This is a genomic window from Fictibacillus sp. 18YEL24, assembly GCF_015903855.1.
Taxonomy (GTDB): Bacteria; Bacillota; Bacilli; order Bacillales; family Fictibacillaceae; genus Fictibacillus; species Fictibacillus phosphorivorans_C.
The window spans coordinates 666,772-687,997 of sequence record NZ_JACZDT010000001.1 but is presented as its reverse complement, the minus strand read 5'-3'; the positions used below and the strand labels follow the sequence as shown (position 1 = coordinate 687,997).

At 41.0% G+C, this 21,226-nt stretch carries 19 protein-coding genes and 1 pseudogene; 16 read left to right on the top strand and 4 right to left on the bottom strand.

Features of this window, described 5'->3' with window-relative positions:
- The first annotated feature begins 21 nt into the window (after positions 1-21).
- The 13 genes and pseudogenes from dinG (at position 22) to HU823_RS03515 (ending at position 14,872) form a co-directional block, all read left to right on the top strand.
- Entirely contained in the window at positions 22-2,829 is a 2,808-nt protein-coding gene (gene dinG, locus HU823_RS03570) for an ATP-dependent DNA helicase DinG (protein WP_197221198.1), read from the top strand.
- A gap of 443 nt (positions 2,830-3,272) precedes the next feature.
- Complete coding sequence (locus HU823_RS03565) at positions 3,273-3,701, top strand: GNAT family N-acetyltransferase (protein WP_197221197.1); 429 nt, start codon at positions 3,273-3,275, stop codon at positions 3,699-3,701.
- Between the two features lie 282 nt (positions 3,702-3,983).
- Positions 3,984-6,521, top strand: coding sequence for a cyanophycinase (locus tag HU823_RS03560; RefSeq protein WP_197221196.1), 2,538 nt, complete (start codon positions 3,984-3,986; stop codon positions 6,519-6,521).
- A 199-nt stretch (positions 6,522-6,720) separates the two neighbouring features.
- Positions 6,721-6,891 (top strand): YpmA family protein, encoded by a 171-nt coding sequence (locus tag HU823_RS03555; RefSeq protein ID WP_082820684.1) that lies wholly within the window; start codon positions 6,721-6,723, stop codon positions 6,889-6,891.
- Positions 6,892-6,903: 12 nt separating this feature from the next.
- Positions 6,904-7,389: a DUF5590 domain-containing protein gene (locus HU823_RS03550; protein ID WP_144699430.1), complete on the top strand. Its 486-nt coding sequence runs from the start codon at positions 6,904-6,906 to the stop codon at positions 7,387-7,389.
- 37 nt (positions 7,390-7,426) lie between these two features.
- Positions 7,427-8,611 (top strand): pyridoxal phosphate-dependent aminotransferase, encoded by a 1,185-nt coding sequence (locus HU823_RS03545; protein ID WP_197221195.1) that lies wholly within the window; start codon positions 7,427-7,429, stop codon positions 8,609-8,611.
- Between the two features lie 75 nt (positions 8,612-8,686).
- Positions 8,687-9,979: an asparagine--tRNA ligase gene (asnS, locus tag HU823_RS03540; protein ID WP_197221194.1), complete on the top strand. Its 1,293-nt coding sequence runs from the start codon at positions 8,687-8,689 to the stop codon at positions 9,977-9,979.
- Positions 9,980-10,300: 321 nt separating this feature from the next.
- Positions 10,301-11,014: a DnaD domain-containing protein gene (locus HU823_RS03535; protein ID WP_197221193.1), complete on the top strand. Its 714-nt coding sequence runs from the start codon at positions 10,301-10,303 to the stop codon at positions 11,012-11,014.
- A 61-nt stretch (positions 11,015-11,075) separates the two neighbouring features.
- Positions 11,076-11,747, top strand: a complete 672-nt coding sequence (gene nth / locus HU823_RS03530; RefSeq protein WP_066395588.1) for an endonuclease III — start codon at positions 11,076-11,078, stop codon at positions 11,745-11,747.
- A 339-nt stretch (positions 11,748-12,086) separates the two neighbouring features.
- Positions 12,087-12,587, top strand: a pseudogene (locus HU823_RS21815) (peptidoglycan recognition protein family protein); the annotation flags it as partial.
- Positions 12,585-13,130: a peptidoglycan-binding domain-containing protein gene (locus HU823_RS21810; RefSeq protein ID WP_370630037.1), complete on the top strand. Its 546-nt coding sequence runs from the start codon at positions 12,585-12,587 to the stop codon at positions 13,128-13,130. The pseudogene HU823_RS21815 and the gene HU823_RS21810, both read left to right, overlap by 3 nt.
- Before the next feature lie 80 nt (positions 13,131-13,210).
- On the top strand, positions 13,211-13,552 hold the full coding sequence (locus tag HU823_RS03520) for a YpoC family protein (RefSeq protein WP_197221191.1): 342 nt from the start codon (positions 13,211-13,213) through the stop codon (positions 13,550-13,552).
- 57 nt (positions 13,553-13,609) lie between these two features.
- Positions 13,610-14,872 (top strand): glycosyl hydrolase family 18 protein, encoded by a 1,263-nt coding sequence (locus HU823_RS03515; RefSeq protein WP_197221190.1) that lies wholly within the window; start codon positions 13,610-13,612, stop codon positions 14,870-14,872.
- Between the two features lie 87 nt (positions 14,873-14,959).
- On the opposite strand, the gene HU823_RS03510 is transcribed toward HU823_RS03515, so the two are convergent.
- From HU823_RS03510 to HU823_RS03500, 3 genes are all read right to left on the bottom strand, one after another.
- Complete coding sequence (locus HU823_RS03510; RefSeq protein WP_197221189.1) at positions 14,960-17,602, bottom strand: transglycosylase domain-containing protein; 2,643 nt, start codon at positions 17,600-17,602, stop codon at positions 14,960-14,962.
- 77 nt (positions 17,603-17,679) lie between these two features.
- The gene (gene recU, locus HU823_RS03505) at positions 17,680-18,285 is read right to left on the bottom strand and encodes a Holliday junction resolvase RecU (RefSeq protein ID WP_144699446.1); all 606 of its coding nucleotides are present in this window, start codon (positions 18,283-18,285) and stop codon (positions 17,680-17,682) included.
- Positions 18,286-18,353: 68 nt separating this feature from the next.
- Complete coding sequence (locus HU823_RS03500; RefSeq protein ID WP_144699448.1) at positions 18,354-18,599, bottom strand: glutaredoxin family protein; 246 nt, start codon at positions 18,597-18,599, stop codon at positions 18,354-18,356.
- Positions 18,600-18,730: 131 nt separating this feature from the next.
- On the opposite strand from HU823_RS03500, the gene HU823_RS03495 reads away from it, so the two are divergent.
- The gene (locus tag HU823_RS03495) at positions 18,731-19,687 is read left to right on the top strand and encodes a DUF2515 family protein (protein ID WP_370630017.1); all 957 of its coding nucleotides are present in this window, start codon (positions 18,731-18,733) and stop codon (positions 19,685-19,687) included.
- A gap of 34 nt (positions 19,688-19,721) precedes the next feature.
- On the opposite strand, the gene HU823_RS03490 is transcribed toward HU823_RS03495, so the two are convergent.
- A complete protein-coding gene (locus HU823_RS03490; protein WP_186320490.1) occupies positions 19,722-19,862 on the bottom strand; it encodes a hypothetical protein in 141 nt (46 codons plus the stop codon).
- A gap of 213 nt (positions 19,863-20,075) precedes the next feature.
- Here HU823_RS03490 and HU823_RS03485 point away from each other — a divergent pair, with 213 nt between their 5' ends.
- Together HU823_RS03485 and HU823_RS03480 are read left to right on the top strand one after the other, a co-directional pair.
- Positions 20,076-20,591 (top strand): MerR family transcriptional regulator, encoded by a 516-nt coding sequence (locus tag HU823_RS03485; RefSeq protein ID WP_197221188.1) that lies wholly within the window; start codon positions 20,076-20,078, stop codon positions 20,589-20,591.
- A 266-nt stretch (positions 20,592-20,857) separates the two neighbouring features.
- Complete coding sequence (locus HU823_RS03480; protein ID WP_197221187.1) at positions 20,858-21,226, top strand: YppE family protein; 369 nt, start codon at positions 20,858-20,860, stop codon at positions 21,224-21,226.

Sequence of the window (21,226 nt, the reverse complement as noted above, 5' to 3'; positions counted from 1 at the left end):
CAGGGGAATGAGGTGAAGGCTATGACACGGCGATTTGTCGTTATCGATTTTGAAACAACAGGAAATTCAGCAGCAAAAGGAGACCGAATTATCCAGATCGGTGCGGTCGCCGTTGAGGCAGGACAGATAACGGACAGATTCTCAACGTTCATCCAGCCAGGCGTTCCCATCCCCCCATTTATTGAGCAATTGACGGGCATCAACGATGAAATGGTGAAAGATGCCCCGTTGTTTGAAGAAGTGGCACCAAAGCTCCTTCAGATGTTAGAAGGAGCTTATTTTGTTGCCCATAATGTTATGTTTGATTATTCGTTTCTGCAAGGTGAACTCGACCATGCTGGCTATTCCAGACTATCCATGCCGCTGATTGATACGGTTGAGATGTCAAGACTGCTTCTTTTAGGAGCAGACGGCTACCAGCTAGGGATGCTTGCCGATTATTTAGGGTTAGAACACCTTAACCCCCATCAAGCTGATAGTGATGCAGAAGTAACGGCGAGACTTTTAATTCATCTACTAGATAAGCTAGAAAATCTTCCGCTCGCAACACTTGAGAGGCTCACACCTTTTCTAAAGAAACTTCAAAGTTCATTAGAAAGCATCGTAGGGGATATGATCGCGGAGAAGTCAGCTTTTTTAGCAGATGAAGACACATATGATTTTTATCGTAAACTCGCTCTTAAAAAGAGACCGGATTTTGTACAATCTTCAGATGATGATTTTACGGAGTTTAAAGACGAAGAAGTTCATGATCAGCTTCAGCAGCATATGCAGCATTATGAAGTGCGAAAAAGTCAGCAGAGAATGGTCGAACTCGTGGACGAGGCGCTTCATACGAATCAGCACCTTGTGATTGAGGCGGGAACCGGTGTAGGAAAATCACTCGGTTATCTCATACCGGGTATACGACATGCGAAGGAAAAAGACCGTCCACTTGTCGTTTCAACACACACAGTCCAGCTGCAGCAACAGCTGTTAGAACGCGATGTTCCTCTCTTAAAGAGGATCATGCCGTTTGATTTTACAGCGACTCTTCTTAAAGGAAGAAATCATTATCTATGTTTGAGAAAATTTGAACATACGCTGATGGATCATCACGATGACAACTACGATATGAACTTCACAAAAGCGCAACTCATCGTATGGCTCACAGAAACGGAGACAGGCGACGTAGAAGAACTGTCGATGGCATCAGGCGGAAAGCTGTTTTGGAACACGGTCAAAAGTGATGCCAACTCTTGCTTGAACCATAGATGTCCTTGGTTCTCCAGATGTTATTATCACAAGCAGCGAAGAGCAGCACATGAATCAGATCTTGTGATCACGAACCATGCGTTGTTGTTTACCGACTTAAAGTCTGATAATCAACTGTTGCCCGCTTATAAAGAAGTCGTCTTAGATGAGGCGCATCATGTAGAAGAAGTTGTGAGCGATCATTTTGGAAAAGAAACCGATTATTTTTCATTCGTTAAGCTCTTAGATCGTCTATCGCAGACGGATGGAGACGGAATGATGAATACGTTTAGGGAGATCTGTGATCTTCTTGAGGTTCCAAAATACGAACATCATCTTGCTAATTGGGATACATTATTTTCTGATGTAAAGAATGAACTTGATGAGATCTTCAAGCAAATCAAGACAATCTGTCTAAAAAAAGCCAGATCATCTCGATCTACAGAGTTAACGAAATTAACGCTTCGTTATACAAAACAGGATATCGAAGCTGCCGCTTGGGAACCAGTTTTAGAGATGGAGGCACGCGCACGTCAGTTTATGGGTGATCTTGTGAAACCTGTAAAACGTGTATTGAAGAGCTTTAATCAGTACGAAGAACATCTAACGGTCCAGCAAAAAGGTTTCTTAGTCGATCTAGAAGGCATCTTAAACGATCTGCAAGATGAGATGGCAGATCTGAATCATTTATTGTCTTGCCCGTTATCTGAAGAAGTGTACTGGATGGAAGCAGAGTCAAAAGGGCCGAGACACGCGGTTACACTCTTTGCGAAGCCGGTTGAGATCGATCAGATTCTAGCTGATAAGTTCTTTGGTAAGAAGAGCTCGGTCGTGCTCACTTCTGCGACGATGAGTGTAAAGAACAGTTTCCGTTATTTGAGTGAGAGACTTGGACTTTTAGACTTTGGTCCGATCAGCGCACAGCTGCCTTCACCATTTCAATATGAACAACAAGCGAAGCTGATGGTTCCAACTGACATTCCGCTCATTAATGAAGTGGATCAAAAAACGTTCGTTAAAAAAATCTCGTCTTCTCTGTACGAGATCGCAAAAGTAACGAAAGGGCGCATGCTCGTTCTGTTCACTTCTTACGAGATGTTGAGAGAGACACACGGAGCGTTCAAAAGTTTGATGGATGCCGAAGAGTTCGTATTAATCGCACAAGGCGTTGACTCTGGAAGTCGTGCGCGTCTTACAAAGAACTTCCAGCGATTTGATAACAGCATCCTGTTTGGGACGAACAGTTTTTGGGAGGGAATCGATATCCCGGGTGACGATCTTTCCTGTCTTGTGATCATCCGATTGCCGTTCACACCGCCTGATCAGCCTGTGATGGCCGCGAAAAGCGAGAAGTTGAAAGCAGAAGGCGGAAATCCGTTCTATGATCTTTCCCTTCCGCAAGCGATCATACGCTTTAAGCAAGGGTTCGGACGATTAGTGAGAAGCAGCCGAGATAAAGGAGCCGTGTTCGTGTTCGACCGAAGAATGATCGAGACGAGATACGGAAAATCCTTTATTCAATCACTGCCAAAGCTTCCTGTATCGATCAAACCGATTGATGAACTCGTGTCAGAACTGGATGAATGGATGGAATAAGATGAAAGAAGAAGCAGATTTTTTGCTTCTTCTTTTTTTTGGCTGATTTCTTATTCATTGTTGTTTTCGAAAGTAGCTGATTTTCTTTGCAGATGCTCGCTTTCCGCGGGGCAGGCGGTGAGCCACATTCGTACGTTTCCGAATAAGTGTCTCACCTGCGCACCTTTAGAGGTTTCTTGCTCCTGCGTTTACAAGTTAATACTTCGTAGTAAGATTCCTCGTCGCATGCCTTGCAAGAAGTATCTCATGTGGTAGACACGCACCTTCCACTACAATCAAAAAGTCAAAGAAGGAAGAATAATAACTCTAAAGCAACAATCTTTTAGAAAACAGCCTTTTTTGCCCTCAACTCATGTTTCATGCAGAAAAGTGGGAATAGGAGGACATCTTTCTCCCTTTAACGAATCAAATACATCATAAAATATATAGAAGGAGTATCCAGTATGATTCGTGAAGCAGAAAAAAGGGATAAAGATAAATTGGTTGAACTTTACCAGATGTTAGTGCCGAATAGTAAGAAGATGAAAGTTAGAGAAGAACAGATCGAGACAATCAGGCGTGATCGTAACAATTTTCTATTTGTTTATGAGGAAGATGGAGAACTGATAGGAACACTGACATTAAACATATGCCTGCAAGCATTGCATGGTTATCGACCCTACGGAGTCGTTGAAAATATTATCGTACATGAGGATTTTCGTGGTCGAAATATAGGCAGAAAACTTTTACAACATGTTGAAGATTATTGCCGTTCGATCGACTGTCACAGAATCATGCTTTTGAGTAATTCAAAGCGAGACAGAGCTCATCAGTTCTTTGAACGAGAAGGCTTTGATGGTTCTGTTAGTAGAGGCTTTAAAAAATATTTTTAGGCATTAACTTTAAAAGCAATCATCTCTTTCTACAAGAGATGATTTTCTTTTTGAAACCCAATAGATACGTTTCTGGTTGTTCAGGGCGTTTTTTTGGTTCTTTATATGTTCCTAATAATAACCAAGCAAACTTGGCTTATCTCTTTTTGTTGATAGACAAGCTATCCTCCTTTGGCATGTATCTTGCAATGAATAAAATGAATTTTCAAAATTATTATAGATTCTCTCATAGAATCAGCTTTTTTGAAGAGAGATCTCTATGAATGGAGGAGAAATAATATCTTGAACAAAAAATGGATGTCTGTAACGTTGGCAATGACGCTTGGTTTATCACTAACTCTCCCAACAATGAGCTCAGCTAAAAGTAAGGAGGAATGGAAAGGAAACCTCGTGATTGCAGGGGGAGCATTAGGCAGTAGCAATAAGGAAGTGTATAACGAATTCATAACATTAGCTGGTGGAAAGAAAAAGGCCAAAGTCGGTATCATACCTGCAGCAAGCAGTTCCTTAAAATCTTCACAAAGCTTTAAAACAGATCTTATTACATATGGTTTACGTGAGCATCAGATCGAGATCGTTCCTCTAGCAAATCAAGATTTCAGCGGTACGCCAGAAGATGAATCCAAATGGAGAAAAAACGCAAACAGCAAACGAATAGCAAACAAGATTGAGAATTATAGCGCGATCTGGTTTGTTGGTGGAGATCAGCTGCGAATCACAGATACATTAGTAAAACCGAACGGACATCGGACGAAAGCATTAGACGCGATTTGGAAGATGTATAAGGAAGGTGGTGTCCTTGGAGGAACGAGTGCTGGTGCAGCCATCATGAGCGATGTGATGATTACCGGTGGTGACAGCTTAGGCGCACTAAACAAAGAGTTTGTTATGAAGAATAACCTAAAATCAGGTGAAGAATACGAACCATTGCATATTGAAAAAGGGCTCGGATTCTTTAAGTATGGCATTGTCGATCAGCATTTTGATGAACAGGCACGTCTTGGGAGATTGGTGATGACGGCACTGAAAGAAAAAACAAAGAATCAATTTGCTTACGGTGTAGATGAAGATACGGCGCTTATCGTTAACAACAAACAACAAACAGTCAAGATAGTCGGAAGAAGCGGCGTATCTGTTGTTGATGTTAGTAAAGCGAAGGTTACCGACCATGAAAAAGCACATTTTCAAAATGTTCAAATCAGTCATCTCGTGTCAGGTGACTACTTAAATGTTTCTACTAAAGAATTTTTCATAAGCGATCATAAAGATGAGACGAACGAATATGAGTATTATGAATTCAAACCACTTGATGCAACAGGAGTTTTTACTTCTTATGGAAGGTTGAAAGAATATCTCTCGTATGCCCTGATTGATAATACGACAACAAATGCTGTGAAAAGTTATTTGTACGATTCTAAAGGTGAAGGATTTCAGCTTACTTTTAGAAAAACGGAAAACACAAAAGGTTATTGGGGTTATAAGGACGGCCAAAAAGACGATTATTCTTTTACAAACGTTGCTTTTGATGTAGCTCCTAAAAAGGTAAGTTTCAAAAAGAACGGTAATGCATTTACTGAGTACAAAAAGTCTTCATTTATCCCTCCAGTCATCGATCGCTCGGAACCGGTTAAAGGAAACCTGTTGATTGCTGGAGGTGCTTTAGGAAGCAGCAATCAGGACGTGTATAATAAGTTTATTGATCTTGCTAAACAAAAAGAAGATTCCAGAGTCGGAATCATACCTGCTGCAAGCTCTAGTTTAGTTTCATCTAAGGCATTTAAAGAAGACCTCGTCCGATACGGGATGTCACCAGAGAATATTGAAATACTTCCTCTCGCTGTAACAGACGACAAAAAAACACCGGAAGATGAATCAAAATGGGCTGATTCAAATAAGAACGATCAAGAACTTGCAAAAAATATTGAAAAACTAGATGCTGTTTGGTTTGTAGGTGGAGATCAGACAAAGATTACAGATTCGTTATTGAACAAGAACGGAACAAATTCAAGAGTATTGAACGCGATTTGGAAGACGTATAAAAACGGAGCAGCGCTTGGTGGAACGAGTGCTGGGGCAGCGATAATGAGTGATGTAATGATTGCTGGTGGAGGCAGTCATGATACACTAGCATCCGGGTTTACGAATACGTATGACGGAATGCTGCAACAAGAGGGAGGACCAGGTTATCTAGAACGAGGGCTCGGTTTTTTTGAACACGGCATCATTGATCAGCACTTTGATAACAAAGCACGTCTTGGACGCTTGATCGCGGTGGCAGATGAAAAAGGTGAACCTAAGAATTTATCATATGGTATAGATGAAGACACGGCCCTTGTCATATATAACGAAGAGAAAAAAGCTGAAGTTGTTGGAAGAGGTGGCGTAACGTTAGTCGATCTGTCTCAACAGCTAAAAGATCCAGATTTTGGCCAAAGCCAATTTAAGAATATTAAACTATCTTGGATCAATCAAGGAGATATGCTTGATCTAAGAACGAAGAACATAATCATTAACGAGAAGAAAGAAAGCACAAAAGGTTACGAGTATTACGAACATTTCGTCCCGCCTCATTCAGGTGTATTGAGTCCACACGGTATGTTAAACAAATTCATCTCTTACAATCTAGTTGATAATGCTGGAGCGGAGAATGTAAAAAGTTACAGTTTTAATAATGGAAAAGGATTTGAGTTGAACTTTCGTAAGAACGAAGAAACAGAAGGGTATTGGGGATATACGGATGGGCAGAAAGACGATTATTCTTTCGTGAATGTCATTCTTGATATAACTCCGGTAAATGTAAAAATCGATTCAAAAAAATGATTATCTCTATCCGTGACCGACCAACATTTATATCTGGTCGGTTTCATTGTGTTTACCTCTTAATAAAGGAAGCTAGTTTACAAAGTAAGCAGAAAACAAAGTCATTTTTCCTTCTTATTAAAGGATTCTAAAGTACCTTTTTCGCTAATTTTCTGCTATAGTAAACAAGGAAAAGATTGATGTAAGAGGAGGAAGAACCGTGGAAAGCAAAATTGAAGTTCTTTCGACGCTAAAGGTGGACAAGTCGAGTGACTTGTATAAAGTAGTATCTGAACTGAACAAAACATTAAAGCATCAAGATTTAATGTTTGGACTCGCGTTAGATGACGAAAATAAAAATAAGATGATTTTTACGATCTATCGCACATAGGAAGGCTTAAATATGGGAAAAAAGTGGATACTTGTTATTATTGGCATTCTAATCTTAGCAAGCTGGCAAGCTTATTATCTGTTTAATGGTGTTCAAGCAAAGCCCGCTAAAAAAGAAGCTGAAGCGGTTGAGATCGCGAAGAAAGAAGAGGACCTCGTTTCTATTACGAATGTGGATCACTTTTATAAGAATGAGACGTATTATGTAGTAGAAGGCAAGAACAAAAAAGGCACAAACAAGATCGTTTGGGTCGATAAAGACAAAAAGGTAACCTCTTTGAACGCGAAAGAAGGACTTTCAGAGAAACAGATTCTGAATTATGTGAAACAGAACCACGATGCGAAGACGATCGTCGACAGCCGTTTAGGGATGGAAGACGGCATTCCGTTATGGGAAGTGGTCTATTATGACACGAAGGATCGATACACATATTTTTACGGTTATTTTGAAAGTGGTGAACGATACGAGATCTATCGTCTGAAAGAATCAGATCAATAGAAATCAGATAAATAAAAAAGTGGAGGGATTTAGTAGTATGAAGCTTGCAAAACGTGTGGAGGCATTAACTCCTTCAACAACTCTGGCAATCACAGCAAAGGCAAACCAATTAAAGGCAGAAGGGCACGATGTAATCGCACTAGGTGCAGGTGAACCTGACTTTAATACACCGATACATATTATTGAAGCGGCTTATGAGTCTATGAAAGAAGGACACACAAAATATACGGCTTCCGGTGGACTTTTATCATTGAAGAAAGCGATCGTAAACAAGCTGAAGCAAGATCAAGGGTTAACGTATGAAACTTCTGAGATCATCGTTAGTACAGGAGCGAAACATTCGTTGTATTCTCTGTTCCAAGCGATCCTTGATGAAGGAGACGAAGTGATCATCCCTATTCCGTATTGGGTGAGCTATCCTGAGCAGGTGAAACTAGCTGACGGTACGCCAGTTTATTTAGAAGGAAAAGAAGAGAATGGATTCAAGATCACAGCAGAAGACTTAAAAAATTCGATCACAGAACAAACGAAGGCACTGATTCTAAACTCACCGAGCAATCCGACTGGATCTCTGTATTCGGCTGATGAACTGCGCGCGATCGGAGAAGTTTGTCTAGAGCATGGTGTGTTGATCGTGTCTGATGAAATCTATGAAAAGCTCGTTTATGGCGGAGTGAAGCACACGTCGATCGCAGAACTTTCACCTGAACTAAAGAAACAGACGATCATCATCAACGGTCTCTCTAAATCGCATGCGATGACAGGCTGGAGAATTGGTTTTGCAGCAGGTGACGCTAAGATCATCAAAGCCATGACGAACTTAGACAGTCATAGTACATCAAATCCGACAACAACATCTCAGCACGGTGCACTTGCAGCCTATAACGGCACACAAGAACCTGTTGAAGAGATGCGTCAAGCGTTTGAAGAGCGCATGAACAAAGTGTACGACCGTCTGATCACTATTCCTGGTATCACATGTGTAAAACCGAACGGTGCGTTCTATCTGTTCCCGAACGCTACAGAAGCGGTAAGCATGACAGGATTTAACTCTGTTGATGAGTGGGTAGAAGCTCTTTTAGAAGAAGAAAAAGTAGCTTTAGTACCAGGTTCAGGATTTGGTGCGCCTGATAACGTGAGACTTTCTTATGCGACGAGCCTTGATACGATCATGGAAGCTTTAGATCGCATCGAACGTTTTATCAACTCAAAACGCAAGTAATGATTGATTTTTAGAAAGTTCTCCTTCATAATTTTTTTTGGTAGATATTGATAACGTACAGTGGAGGTACATGTAGTGAAAACAACGATTAATAAGCTTAGTGAACACGTAGGCAAGACCGTAAAGATTGGTGCTTGGCTCTCTAATAAGCGTTCTTCAGGTAAGATCGCTTTCTTACAGCTTCGCGATGGATCTGGATTCGTACAAGGTGTTGTCGTAAAGAGTGAAGTTGGAGATGAGATCTTCGCAAAAGCAAAAGGACTTACGCAAGAATCTAGTCTTTACGTAACGGGTACGGTTAAAGAGGACGAGCGTTCAGCTCTAGGTGTAGAACTTGAAGTAACAGATGTTGAAGTGCTTCATCAAGCGGTAGACTACCCGATCACACCGAAAGAACACGGAACAGAGTTCTTGATGGACCACCGTCACCTTTGGATCCGTTCTAAGCGTCAGCACGCGATCTTAAAGATCCGTAACGAGATCATTCATGCAGTTAACGAGTTCTTCTACAACAACGACTTTGCAAAAGTAGATCCTCCGATCTTAACAGGAAGTTCTGCTGAAGGAACAACTTCATTATTCCATACGAAGTACTTTGAAGAAGATGCGTATCTTTCACAAAGTGGACAACTCTACATGGAGGCGGCAGCGATGGCGCTTGGAAAAGTGTACTCGTTCGGTCCGACGTTCCGTGCAGAAAAATCGAAGACTCGTCGTCACTTGATCGAGTTCTGGATGATCGAGCCTGAGATGGCTTTCGTTGAACATGAAGAATCCCTTGAGATTCAAGAGCAGTTCATCTCACACATCGTTCAATCTGTGATCAAACGCTGTGAGAACGAGCTGAAGACACTTGGACGTGACATCTCTAAACTAGAGAACGTTAAAGCGCCTTTCCCTCGCGTTTCTTATGACGATGCGATCAAGATGCTAAAAGAAAAAGGTTTTGACGATATCGATTGGGGAGACGACTTCGGTGCACCGCACGAAACAGCGATCGCGGAAAGCTTCGACAAGCCTGTCTTCATCACGAACTATCCGAAAGACATCAAAGCGTTCTACATGAAACCAGACCCTAACCGTGAAGATGTTGTACTATGTGCAGACCTGATTGCTCCTGAAGGATACGGAGAGATCATCGGTGGAAGCCAACGAATCGACGACCTTGCCCTTATGGAGCAGCGTTACGAAGAGCACGGGTTAACGGACGATGCTTACAAATGGTACCTAGAACTTAGAAAATACGGAAGCGTTCCTCATTCAGGATTCGGTCTTGGATTAGAGCGTACAGTAGCATGGATCTCTGGAGCGGAGCACGTTCGTGAAACGATTCCATTCCCACGTCTATTGAACCGTCTATATCCTTAATAAAATTAAAATCTCCCTGTTATGCGGGGAGATTTTTTGTTGTGTTAGAAGGTGTCTTAAGTGTTGGAATCGTGCAATTAAGTCGTTTTGAGGAAGAATTAAGTCGGTTTTGGATGCAATTAAGTCTAGAATAAGAAAATTAAGTCATAATCGAACCTAATTAAGTCGAAAAAAGAAAATAAAGGCCGTTCTGCAAATTTCGACAAGCCCCTAGCCTTAGCTCATGACTTCCAGAACTACTTTTTTCTCAACATTCACCAGTACAGTGAAAATAAAAAAGCTAGTTATTTATGCTATAATGTAGCAAGAGGTGTTTTAGTGATGAACGGTAATTTATTTGAACGATGGATGGCTGAAGGATCAATCAGCATCCCTAATATGTTAATGAAAACGTACAAACAGATCGGTCTATCAGACAACGAATGCATGTTGTTTATACAGCTTCATGTTTTTATAGAATCAGGAAACTACTTTCCGACACCTGTCGAGTTATCTGAACGAATGTCAGCTTCGAGTGACGAAGTGTCTGCTATGCTGCGAACACTAATCGGCAGAGGTGTACTTGGCATGGATCAGTTCGAAGATAAAGAAAAAGGCGTCTATTTTGAGGCTTACACGCTTCAGCCACTATGGAACAGACTTCTTCAAAGCTTGAAAGAAGAAGAGCAGGTGAAAAAAGAGGTACATAAGGAGCATCAGGAACAGAACGTGTTTGTTCGATTTGAAAAAGAGTTTGGTCGTCCTTTATCTCCGATGGAGCTTGAAACGCTTAAGATTTGGATGGACGAAGATCATCAGTCTCCAGAGTTGATTCTTTCTGCGTTAAAAGAGTCCGTTTTATCTGGAAAACTGAACTTCCGATACATTGATCGTATTTTGTTTGAGTGGAAGAAAAATGGCATTGCAAGTCCTGAAGCTGCCAAAACGTATGGTGAAAAATTTAGAGTCAGACAGCTGCAAAGAACGGGGAAACAAGAGCAGCCTCGTAACGATACAGGTATCAAACGACCCCAATACAACTGGCTAGAATCGTAATATATACAAAAGTCCTTATATCCTAAGGTCTTTCTTTTTTATAACAGGAGGTAACGTAAACGTGTTAAACAAAGCACAGATTCAATTTTGTTTAGAGCAGATCGAGGATATGTTTCCAGATGCTCATTGCGAACTTCACCACTCCAACCCGTTCGAGCTGACGATCGCGGTGCTTCTTTCTGCGCAATGTACGGATGCGCTCGTTAATAAAGTCACACCAAAACTTTTTGAAAAATATAAAACACCGCAAGATTATCTGAACGTTACGATAGAAGAGCTGCAGGATGATATCCGATCGATCGGATTGTACCGAAACAAGGCTAAGAACATCCAAAAGCTGAGTGAGCTCGTTATTAACGAGTATGGAGGAGAGATCCCGAAAGATCGAGATGAACTGACGAAACTGCCTGGCGTAGGACGAAAAACGGCAAACGTTGTAGTATCTGTCGCTTACGACGTTCCTGCTATTGCAGTCGACACGCATGTTGAACGGGTATCGAAGAGGCTCGGGATATGCAAATGGAAAGATTCTGTACTGCAAGTAGAAGAAACATTGATGAAGAAGATTCCAAAATCGCTTTGGGGCGCTACTCATCACCGTTTGATCTTCTTTGGAAGATATCACTGCAAAGCACAAAATCCAAACTGCCCTGAGTGTCCACTTCTCTCGATCTGCCGAGAAGGCAAGAAGCGGATGAACCAAAAAGAGAAGAAGCTGACTCAGAAAAGATAGCTATGAACCATACCGTAACTCATGCAGTTACGGTTTTTTTATTGTCTTTGAGTTTGGTAGAGTGTGAATGATATTCGGCACTCATTGGGGTATTTAGTGAGGTAAGGTTGTCTTGATTTGCTGACTCTTTGAAATATAGTGAAAACTCGCCTTATTATCGTCCAATCTCGTGGTATTATCAACAATATTTCGATGGAGGTATACGTGCCCACCCTACAATAAACTATTTTTAAAAAAACTCACAGTATTACTTGCGAAACCTAAATTCTGCACAAAAACCCCATATGTACAAGCAATCACTCTCTTTCTACATACCCTATAGAAAGGAGTGATGTTTTTGTGTCATATTCAATCACATATGACTATATTAAGTTAGGTAATGCAAGACCTGGTACGAAGCTAGACGGGCCATTCTTTGGAGTAGCTCATGATACAGGAAATCCAGGGACTTCGGCCAGAAGCAACCGAAACTATTTTAACAACCAACAACCGAGTGCGAGCGCTCATGTTTTTATAGATGATAAAGAGATCCTTGTGATCATTCCGCTTGATGAAAAAGCATATCATGTTCAGTATGGAACTCAGTTAGACAACGTGCGTTTTGGCCGAGAATCAAATGATGCAGCGATCGGTGTTGAACTCTGCTGGGGAGGCGGGATCAATTTTCAAGAGGCGTATAGAAGATATGTCTGGTTCTGGGGTTATCTTTGTAAAAGATACAACTGGAGACCACAAGAAAAGATCGCGAGCCACAAACAATTAGATCCAGGGCGAAGAACCGATCCCGATAACGCGTTGAATCGTTATGGAATCACCTTTAATCAGTTCCTAAAAGATGTGGAGAATTCTATATCCAATCAAACAATTCCAACACCAGCACCGAAACCTTCACCTCAACCAACACCAGGGACTAATAATAGTATTCTGAAAAATGGGGACACAGGTCAAAGAGTGAGAGATCTGCAGAACAAACTTAAACGAGCAGGTTACTCTCTTACAGCAGATGGCGTTTACGGTCCAAATACAGAGAACGCCGTTAGATTATTTCAAAGAAAATACAATCTGACGGTTGATGGAATTGCAGGCCCAAACACATTAAATAAACTTAATGCTGTTTTAACGCAACCAACCAAACCAACTCAACCTGCACCGCCAAAATCAAGTAACTCAAACGGAAGTGCTGTAGTTCCTTATCCAGGATATGTAATTAAAAGAGGTTCAACGGACTCTGCAAACGTAAGCAGAATACAGCGTGCTTTAAATATTTCAGCAGATGGTAACTTTGGTCCACAAACAGAATCAGCTGTAAAAGCTTATCAAAAAAGAAAAGGACTAGCTGTAGACGGAATCGTTGGACAAGCCACTTGGAACACACTGTTTTAAAGAGGTACAATAACTGTAGATAAGAGATTATCTTCTTTTGATAAGCTCTTTTTTTTGTATACAGAGCGGAGGCGTTTTAGATGAATGAGAATACGGAAAACATCTTTATAGAGTGGAATGAGAAATCAAAGGAAATTGCGTTACACTTTAAGAATCGTAATAGACAAAAAGCAAAAGAACCTATGAAATTCTACTTACAACAGCTTTTGAAAACGATCTATCTCGGAAATGGAGTGCATCCTGATGACCTGATGAATTATAAAGACGATCTGAAGGGATTCAAGCATCTACCTGTAAACGCGATCGAGCGGCTTTCGTTCATCGAAGAGCTACCAGATCACTATCAATCGTACATACAGCTTAGTGAGTTATTTTCTGAATGGGAAAAGAAAAGTGTCATATTAAAAAAGCGCAGTACATAAGGACAAGACACTTGGACATATGATGATGACATGAGACGTTTTTTTAGGAGGGGTATCATGCAGATTCATGTGGTGAAACGGGGCGATTCTCTTTGGAGACTTTCGCAGTACTATAAATTGCCGTGGCAGGAGCTCGCTACGGTTAATCGATTGTCAGAAAAAGACGTGTTAACGGTAGGACAGACACTTTTCATTCCAACACCTTTTACGTATACCGTTCAGCCTGGTGATTCATTAGAGGAGATCGGAAAGAGGATCGGTGTAACTGTCGCCCAGCTACAGCAGGCAAATCCGGGTGTGACGGACAGCAACCTCCGGCCCGGAACGCAATTGAACGTACCGCAGCGTACGAAGAAAACAATCGTAACGAACGCGTTTGCCGAGCCTAATCCAAAGGCTCAAGCCAATTTTGATGCCGCTGCCAGAGCGCTCACGTACATCACGCTATTCAGTTATGAAGTGAACGAGAAAGGTGTATTCAAACCACTGAATGATTCTGAGTTCTTAAAAGATGCAAAAAATAAAAACGTACGCCCGATCATGGCCATCACGAACATTAAAGACGGTGAATTCAGTGAAGAAGTGGGGACAGCGATCCTAACGAAAAAAGAGATTACAGATAAAGTGATAAACGAATCTTTACGTATCATGAAACAAAAAGGATATGAAGGGATCTCGGTAGATTTTGAATACTTAGGAAAACAAAACAAAGAAGCTTACAATCAGTTCCTAAGGACGCTAACAGAGAAGATGCATCAAGAAAATTTTATCGTTATGACTGCGGTCGCGCCAAAAATCTCTGGCACTCAAGAAGGAGAATGGTATGAATCCCATGACTATAAAGCACACGGAGAGATCGTAGATTATGTGATCCTGATGACGTACGAGTGGGGATACAGCGGAGGACCACCAATGGCAGTTAGCCCACTCCCATCTGTAAAAAAAGTGCTCGACTATGCAGTGAGTGTGATCGATCCGAAGAAAATTCTGATGGGCATCAATCTGTACGGTTATGACTGGACTTTACCGTATAAACCGGGCGGTGAGTTTGCGAAAGCATTAAATCCGGTTCAAGCAACCCAGCTAGCAGGAAAGCGGCAGGCTGCCATTAAATACTCAAGAAAAGATGAAGCTCCTTATTTCCGTTATTGGGATAAGCAGAAGAAAGAGCATGTGGTATGGTTTGAAGATCTTCGAAGTATGAGAGCAAAGTTTGACGTAGTCGATCAGTACGGCTTTGCAGGAGTAAGCTTTTGGAACTTATCGTTTGGTTATCCTGTATTTTGGAACTATTTGCTTGATCGGTATAACATCAAATAGGTATTCTGATATCAGCAGTAGATTGCATTACTTAAGTGAGAATAAAAAAGATCCGCCAGCTAAAAGTTGCTGACGGATCTTTTTTATTTATTGACCGAGAGGAGGAACGAGGCCTCCACCGTTTCCACCATTTTGTTGTCTGCCTCCGTTTTGACCTGGAGGTGTAGGTGTTGTACCAGGCTCACCTTCTGCAGGTGGCTCCGTTCCAGGCTCTTGACCTGGAGGAGTACCAGGTTGTTCACCTTCACCGCCTCCTTGATCTGGAGGAGTACCAGGTTCACCTTCTGCAGGTGGCTCTGTTCCAGGCTCTTCTCCCGGAGGAGTACCCGGCTGTTCGCCTTCACCCTCACCAGGCGGTGGCTCTTCACCTTCAGGGCCTTCGATTGTAATCGATGTTCCTGCTGGTTCGCTTTCTGTATTGTTCTCACTGTCGATCGCTATGACTTGGAATGAATATTTACCAGGAGCAGGAGCTGGAACAACGAATTTCGTATCGTTGATCGTTGCTCGTTCCTGCATCGGACCGTCGTTATAGCTTGCGAGAACTCTAAAGGTTACACCTTTTTTCTTACCATATTTCCATTTTACTTCGATCTCGTTCTTATCTTCCTTGTACTTCGCTTCAAGCCCTTCAATCGAAGAAGGTTTTTCATAGCTATCACTTATACCAGGAAGGTCAGTTCCTTTAACGAAAAGCTCAATGATCTTCTCAGAATCAGGTGTGAACTCACTTGCTCGTTTGCCTGTTCCTTTTTCCATCGCGACTTCTGTTACGGATTTCGGCTTCTTGAAGTCGGTATTCTTATGATCTAACTCGCTCATGATGTCTCGGAAGATCTGTTTCGAATAATCCGCTTCATTGTCGTTTAGATAGAGACCGTTACCTTCTTTGTCTTTGTTCTCAGCATAACCGGTCCAAACAGCTGCTGTATAGGTTGGCGTATATCCTGCCATCCAAGCATCTTTAGTCGCACCATCTGGAAGACCGTACTTATCACGATCTTCTTTAGAGTAGTTAGTTGTACCCGTCTTACCAGCTAAGTTAAGTCCACTAACGTTCGCTTCACGTCCAGTTCCTCTGTCCATCACATCTTTTAGCATATCTGTGATCATATAAGCGGTGTAATCTTTCATAGCTGCTTTCGGCTCTGAATCGACTTCAACTACACGACCATCAGGGAACTCAACTTTACGTACCGTAGTTGGTTTTGAGTATATACCTCCGTTACCAAACGATGTATAAGCACCAGCTAGTGTAAGAGGGGAGATACCACCGTTAAATCCACCGATCGCGTAGGATGGATAAGTTGTATCTGGATCTAAGTCAAACCCTAATTTATTTGCAAAATCTGTTGCTTCTTCAGCACCAACTTCTTGGAACGCACGAACAGCAGTCGTGTTCTTCGATTCAACGAGTGCTTGACGCATCGAGATGTCACCAACGTTGCGATCGTTAAAGTTGTTGATTGTAATGTCTTTCAGTTCTACTGGTTCATCTTTTAGGATGTATCCTGTGTTCCATTTTTTATTCTCGATCGCAGGACCATAATCAAGTATTGGTTTAATTGTGGATCCAGGCTGACGTTTTATCTTAGAAGAGAAGTAGTTACTTAGTTGACCGCCGCGGCCACTTCCGACTGCGCGAATGGACCCTGTCTTCGTATCAACTAATGCAACACCAGATTGTAAGAATTCATGCTCTTCATTTAACTTCGCTTTTAATACATCTTCAGTTGTTTGCTGTGCTTTCGTGTCTAAATTTGTATAAATTTTAAGTCCGGATGAATAGATATCTGCCTCTTCTAGACCTTCAATATCTTTGAGATCATCAATAACCTGTTTAATGTAAGCATCATAAGGGCGAGTCTCAGTCTTAACTTCGCCTTCTTTAATCATGTCTTTAACAGAAATACTTTTTGCTTTTTCTGCTTCTTCTTTTGAGATGAATTTATGCTGAGCCATCAAGTTTAAAACGACGTTACGTCGATGTTCGGCTTCTTTAGGATTTCTTGTAGGATCATAATAACTTGGTGCTTTTGGCAGACCAGCTAAAAGAGCAGCTTCTTGCACTTCAAGTTGATCAACATCCTTGTTGAAATATACTTTAGCTGCTGTTGCAATTCCATAAGCATTGTTTCCAAAATAGATTTTATTTAAATACATCTCTAAGATTTGGTCTTTAGAGTACTTCTGTTCTAATTGAACGGAAAGGTATGCTTCACGAATCTTACGTGTAAGAGATTTTTCATTCGTTAGAACCGTATTCTTGATAACCTGTTGAGAGATCGTACTCGCACCTTCTGCTCCAAAACCTTCTCTAACGTTAGCGAATGCTGCGCCAGCAATACGACGTACATCTATACCGCTATGCTCACGGAAACGCACGTCTTCTGTAGCGATAAAAGCATTTTGTACAGGTTCTGGAATCTCATTAATCTTCACACGAATTCGTTTTTCATCACCGGCAACAAGAGAAACTTCTTTGTCGTTCATATCCATAATCTTAGAGGATACCGGTGTTTCTAGTTTCTTAGGATCTAATTTAGGTGAAGTAGCGGCAATAACGCCGATCGTTAACAGTCCTAAAACGCCTAATATAAGAGCAAGGATCAACAGTGTTTTCTTCCAATTGCGTCCTCGTCTCGGTTTTTTTGTTTTTGATTTATTTGCCGGCTTGGAACTATCACTCGATTGTCTGCGCTCCATACGGCTTCGGTAATCTTTTGACATTGTTTTACCAACCTTTCAACTTCATAAAAAAATGAACACGTTCAATTATTCGACGGCATTTGACAATTTATGAACGACTAAAAATAGACAGAATCTACCACTTGTAAGTAATTAAGCCGAGGTTGATACCCGATATTTATAGAATGTCCTTTTTCCTCGATTTCAGCCTTTGGTATAGATTTTCTGCCTTTTCTCTGTTCGTTCCAAAACGTGATCAAGTGAGAACTGTCGAATAAATAGCTCTCATCTGTTGCAGAGAAACGAAGGATGACGAACGAGATCCCACCATGATCTAAGATGTGCTGCATATGAAGTAACTGATGTTCATGAAAGTTTTTTAGTGGGAAGCTCGTCTTATTCTTTGTTTCTTTTGCCTCAAAGTCAATGTATCTTCCTTTATACACCCCATTGTAATCTGTCGTCGAAGCGAGCTTGAAGTATGCTTCACGAATGACAGCGGCAGATCGTTTTGGATATTCTACATTTACGATCTGAACCGGAGTAGGTTTCTTATGGATGATCGCTTGATTGGTTAAAAGATAATATTCGTTGCTCTGATTGATATCATCTTCTAACGACATTCCTCTGTTGCTGTACGAAATATCCTTTTTGATAGAAGATGAAGATTGTTTTTTCACGATAGAAGTCACTTTCTTACCGTTTGGATAATGAAAGGTACCCATGATTCATCTCCTTTACAACGAAAGATGGCTATGCGCATGAAAAAACGATACACATAGCCGTTGGATGTTTACTTTTTTAGTAGTCGAGAAAGTTCTTCTTCTACAAAGCCCATGACGACTTCTTTTGAGTCCTCCGTTTCAATAACGGTTACAGGAGTTGCAGAAGCGCCGAGGTCGATCACTTCTTTCATATAGGCATCGTTTTTACGAATATCTCGTTCTTCAAAAGGAATCTCGTTTGCTTTTAGCCACTCTTTTTCTGCAAAGCATGGAGGGCATGTTTCTTGTGTATAAAGTATTACTGTCTTCGCCAAAGGTCTATGCCTCCTTTTTCCAAATACATCTTTCATAACCATTAGTTTACTCTTTTTTCTTATATGACACAAATATTTTATAACATGAAAGCAAACGATAGAAAATAGGACAAAAAGCATGGAGGAAGAGCGTGGTACAGCATAATGAGGATATCATTCAGCACATTTTGAGACGTACGAATTCACAAAATCGTGACAATATTTCACGTACCGTAAGCTATGCCACATTTTTTAAAAACAACCCTGAGATCAGGTGGGCGATGCTCGCAAGTCTTGTTTCAAGAAATGCAGGTTACAGCATGTGTGACTTAAAAGGGGATTGGTTGCCTAGGCTGTTGTCTAAAGATACTAGAAAGCATTTATTCCTTACGTATGAACGCGCAAACTGGCTGATCTTTCAGGATGCATATCCCCAGCTTTTGATCTATGAGTATTCGAAAAAACAAGATGAGCCATGTTTTCATCTGCTCAGATATTTTGGTGTTTCAACATTTATGGTGATGGAGTGGGAGAGATTTTGGAAAGAGAAAGATCTGAAGCGAATTTGCACGTCCCTAATCATTAATGAACAACACGTGATCGAAAAGCCAGTTATAAAGGATGGGTTTTACAAAAAGAGAATTTTTTCAAAGGTGCCGTTTCTCTTACAAGATTATATGCACTTTAGTACTGTGCTTTTTCCTGTAGAGAGTGGCGAAGTGATAGGAATTTCCGTTCATGGATTTAAAAAGACAAGAAATAGGATCGAAACAGGTAAAAAACTGTATACCATCTTGTTTGAGTCAGAGTGGAGTGAAGAGATTCTTTCCTTTGCAGATAAAGTCACTCATACAGGATCAAGACATGATTTTGAAACCTATATCTATCCAGGTAAAAAAAGAGAGACTCCTTTTTTACGAATCGCGTTTCCGATCATCGAGCACCATAGGTCTAACATAAAAGACTGGTATCAAAAAAAAGTAAATACTGAAAAGTTTTATGACCCGATTAAACCATTGGATCCGGTTTTGTTAACAGATTGGTATAAACAAAAGCAAAGGCAGCTGAAAATAGGAATTCTCTTAAAAGAGTGGATGTTGCATGCATAAAAGAAGACGGCTTTTTTGAGCCGTCTTTACTTGTTTAAGTGCTAGGAATATCAGGGCCGTTCAGCTTTTTGTCACCATAGCCTGTGCTGTTCTTTTGTTCTCTCTTTTGAGTACCCGTTTCTTCTTGGGATGTATACTGATCCTGCTGTTTTTGTTGTTTGCTGTCTTGGTTCATGTTGGCACCTCCTTTTTGTATCACCTGAACTGTTCTTAGTTTTGGTGCTGTTGCGACTGAATATACAAACAATCAACAAATTGAGTGTCGAAATTGTAATGATTCCGTTGTATTCCACTTTCTTTGGCGAATGAAAACTAGTTTTGTCAGGTGTGAAGGGGATGGGAATATGATGCGAGAAAATAGTACTCACAAGAAAACGGGGAGGGATTCATGATGGAAATGGTGTTGATGAAAACCAAAACGGTCTCTGAGGAACTTGGGGTGAATCCAACAACAGTTCAGCGTTGGGTCAGACATTTTAACATACAATGTGACAAGAATGAGCATGGTCATTATCTGTTCAAACAAGATGATATCGATCAGCTAAGAGAGATTAAAGCTCAACTCGACAACGGACTTTTGATGAGTGATATTCAAGTTCAGTCCATGCAGGTAACAGAGCAATCAATGGAACTGCCAACCCAATTTGAAGATAAGTTCAATCGTTTGAACGCTGCGATAGAGGCATTGGAAAAGAAAGTGGAAGAAAAAGCAGATGGGGTCGTTTCCTATCAAATGTTACAGCACGCGACAGAACTTGAAGAACTGATCAAAAAGATGGAGAACATGGAAGCCCGACTGCAAGATCTAGAAGTGGCACTTCTGAAGCAAGATTATCCAGAAGAGCGACTGTATGTAAAAGAAAAATCAAAGAAGAACTGGTTCGTCAGTTTGTTTACTCTATAGAAGTATAGGAGAAAAGTTGATTTCCGTTACAGGATGCTCGCTTTCCGTGGGGCGACCGGTGAGCCACTTGCCGCGTTGCGCCATTAAGTGTCTCACCTGACCGCTCGTCCCACAGGAGTCTCGCACCTTCCACTACTATCAACTTTCAAAGTAGCAAAAAACAATAAAGACAAGCTCTCTGCTACTAAAAAAGACCGAAAAACAAATCAAAAAGTGTAAGTCTCTTCATTCTTTGGTAGGATATAAAGAATGGGGGGACTTTTTTAATGGACCATTTATATACATTAACAACCGAGCTAATCGCTGATATAGATGAAGCGTTTCATATTTATAAGACAGAAACCAAAACGAGAGAAACAGAAGCGGACTTTTTTACAGAGGTCAAACCTTTTGCCGATCGCATCCATTATCGTGTAAAAGACTGGGAGCCGCTCGCGAGAGACTGGGTGATCGCCAACAAGCCTAAATATCTGTACCCGATTCAGATCAAGACCGCTGCTGAAAACATTGGCTATCTTGGTGTTTACGTCTTTCAAAAGAAAATGAAAGATAAACGAATCACAGAAATGGTGAAATCTGTTCTCTATGTATTGAATCAGCTAAAGAATCAAATGGCGGAAGTCGAGGATAAATAA

Excerpts from the sequence above, each read along its gene's own strand:
- dinG (WP_197221198.1), top strand. The coding sequence starts at position 22 with ATGACACGGCGATTTGTCGTTATCGATTTTGAAACAACAGGAAATTCA.
- HU823_RS03565 (WP_197221197.1), top strand. The coding sequence starts at position 3,273 with ATGATTCGTGAAGCAGAAAAAAGGGATAAAGATAAATTGGTTGAACTT.
- HU823_RS03550 (WP_144699430.1), top strand. The coding sequence starts at position 6,904 with ATGGGAAAAAAGTGGATACTTGTTATTATTGGCATTCTAATCTTAGCA.
- HU823_RS03545 (WP_197221195.1), top strand. The coding sequence starts at position 7,427 with ATGAAGCTTGCAAAACGTGTGGAGGCATTAACTCCTTCAACAACTCTG.
- HU823_RS03535 (WP_197221193.1), top strand. The coding sequence starts at position 10,301 with ATGAACGGTAATTTATTTGAACGATGGATGGCTGAAGGATCAATCAGC.
- HU823_RS03520 (WP_197221191.1), top strand. The coding sequence starts at position 13,211 with ATGAATGAGAATACGGAAAACATCTTTATAGAGTGGAATGAGAAATCA.
- HU823_RS03515 (WP_197221190.1), top strand. The coding sequence starts at position 13,610 with ATGCAGATTCATGTGGTGAAACGGGGCGATTCTCTTTGGAGACTTTCG.
- HU823_RS03510 (WP_197221189.1), bottom strand. The coding sequence starts at position 17,602 with ATGTCAAAAGATTACCGAAGCCGTATGGAGCGCAGACAATCGAGTGAT.
- recU (WP_144699446.1), bottom strand. The coding sequence starts at position 18,285 with ATGGGTACCTTTCATTATCCAAACGGTAAGAAAGTGACTTCTATCGTG.
- HU823_RS03490 (WP_186320490.1), bottom strand. The coding sequence starts at position 19,862 with ATGAACCAAGACAGCAAACAACAAAAACAGCAGGATCAGTATACATCC.
- HU823_RS03485 (WP_197221188.1), top strand. The coding sequence starts at position 20,076 with ATGATGGAAATGGTGTTGATGAAAACCAAAACGGTCTCTGAGGAACTT.
- HU823_RS03480 (WP_197221187.1), top strand. The coding sequence starts at position 20,858 with ATGGACCATTTATATACATTAACAACCGAGCTAATCGCTGATATAGAT.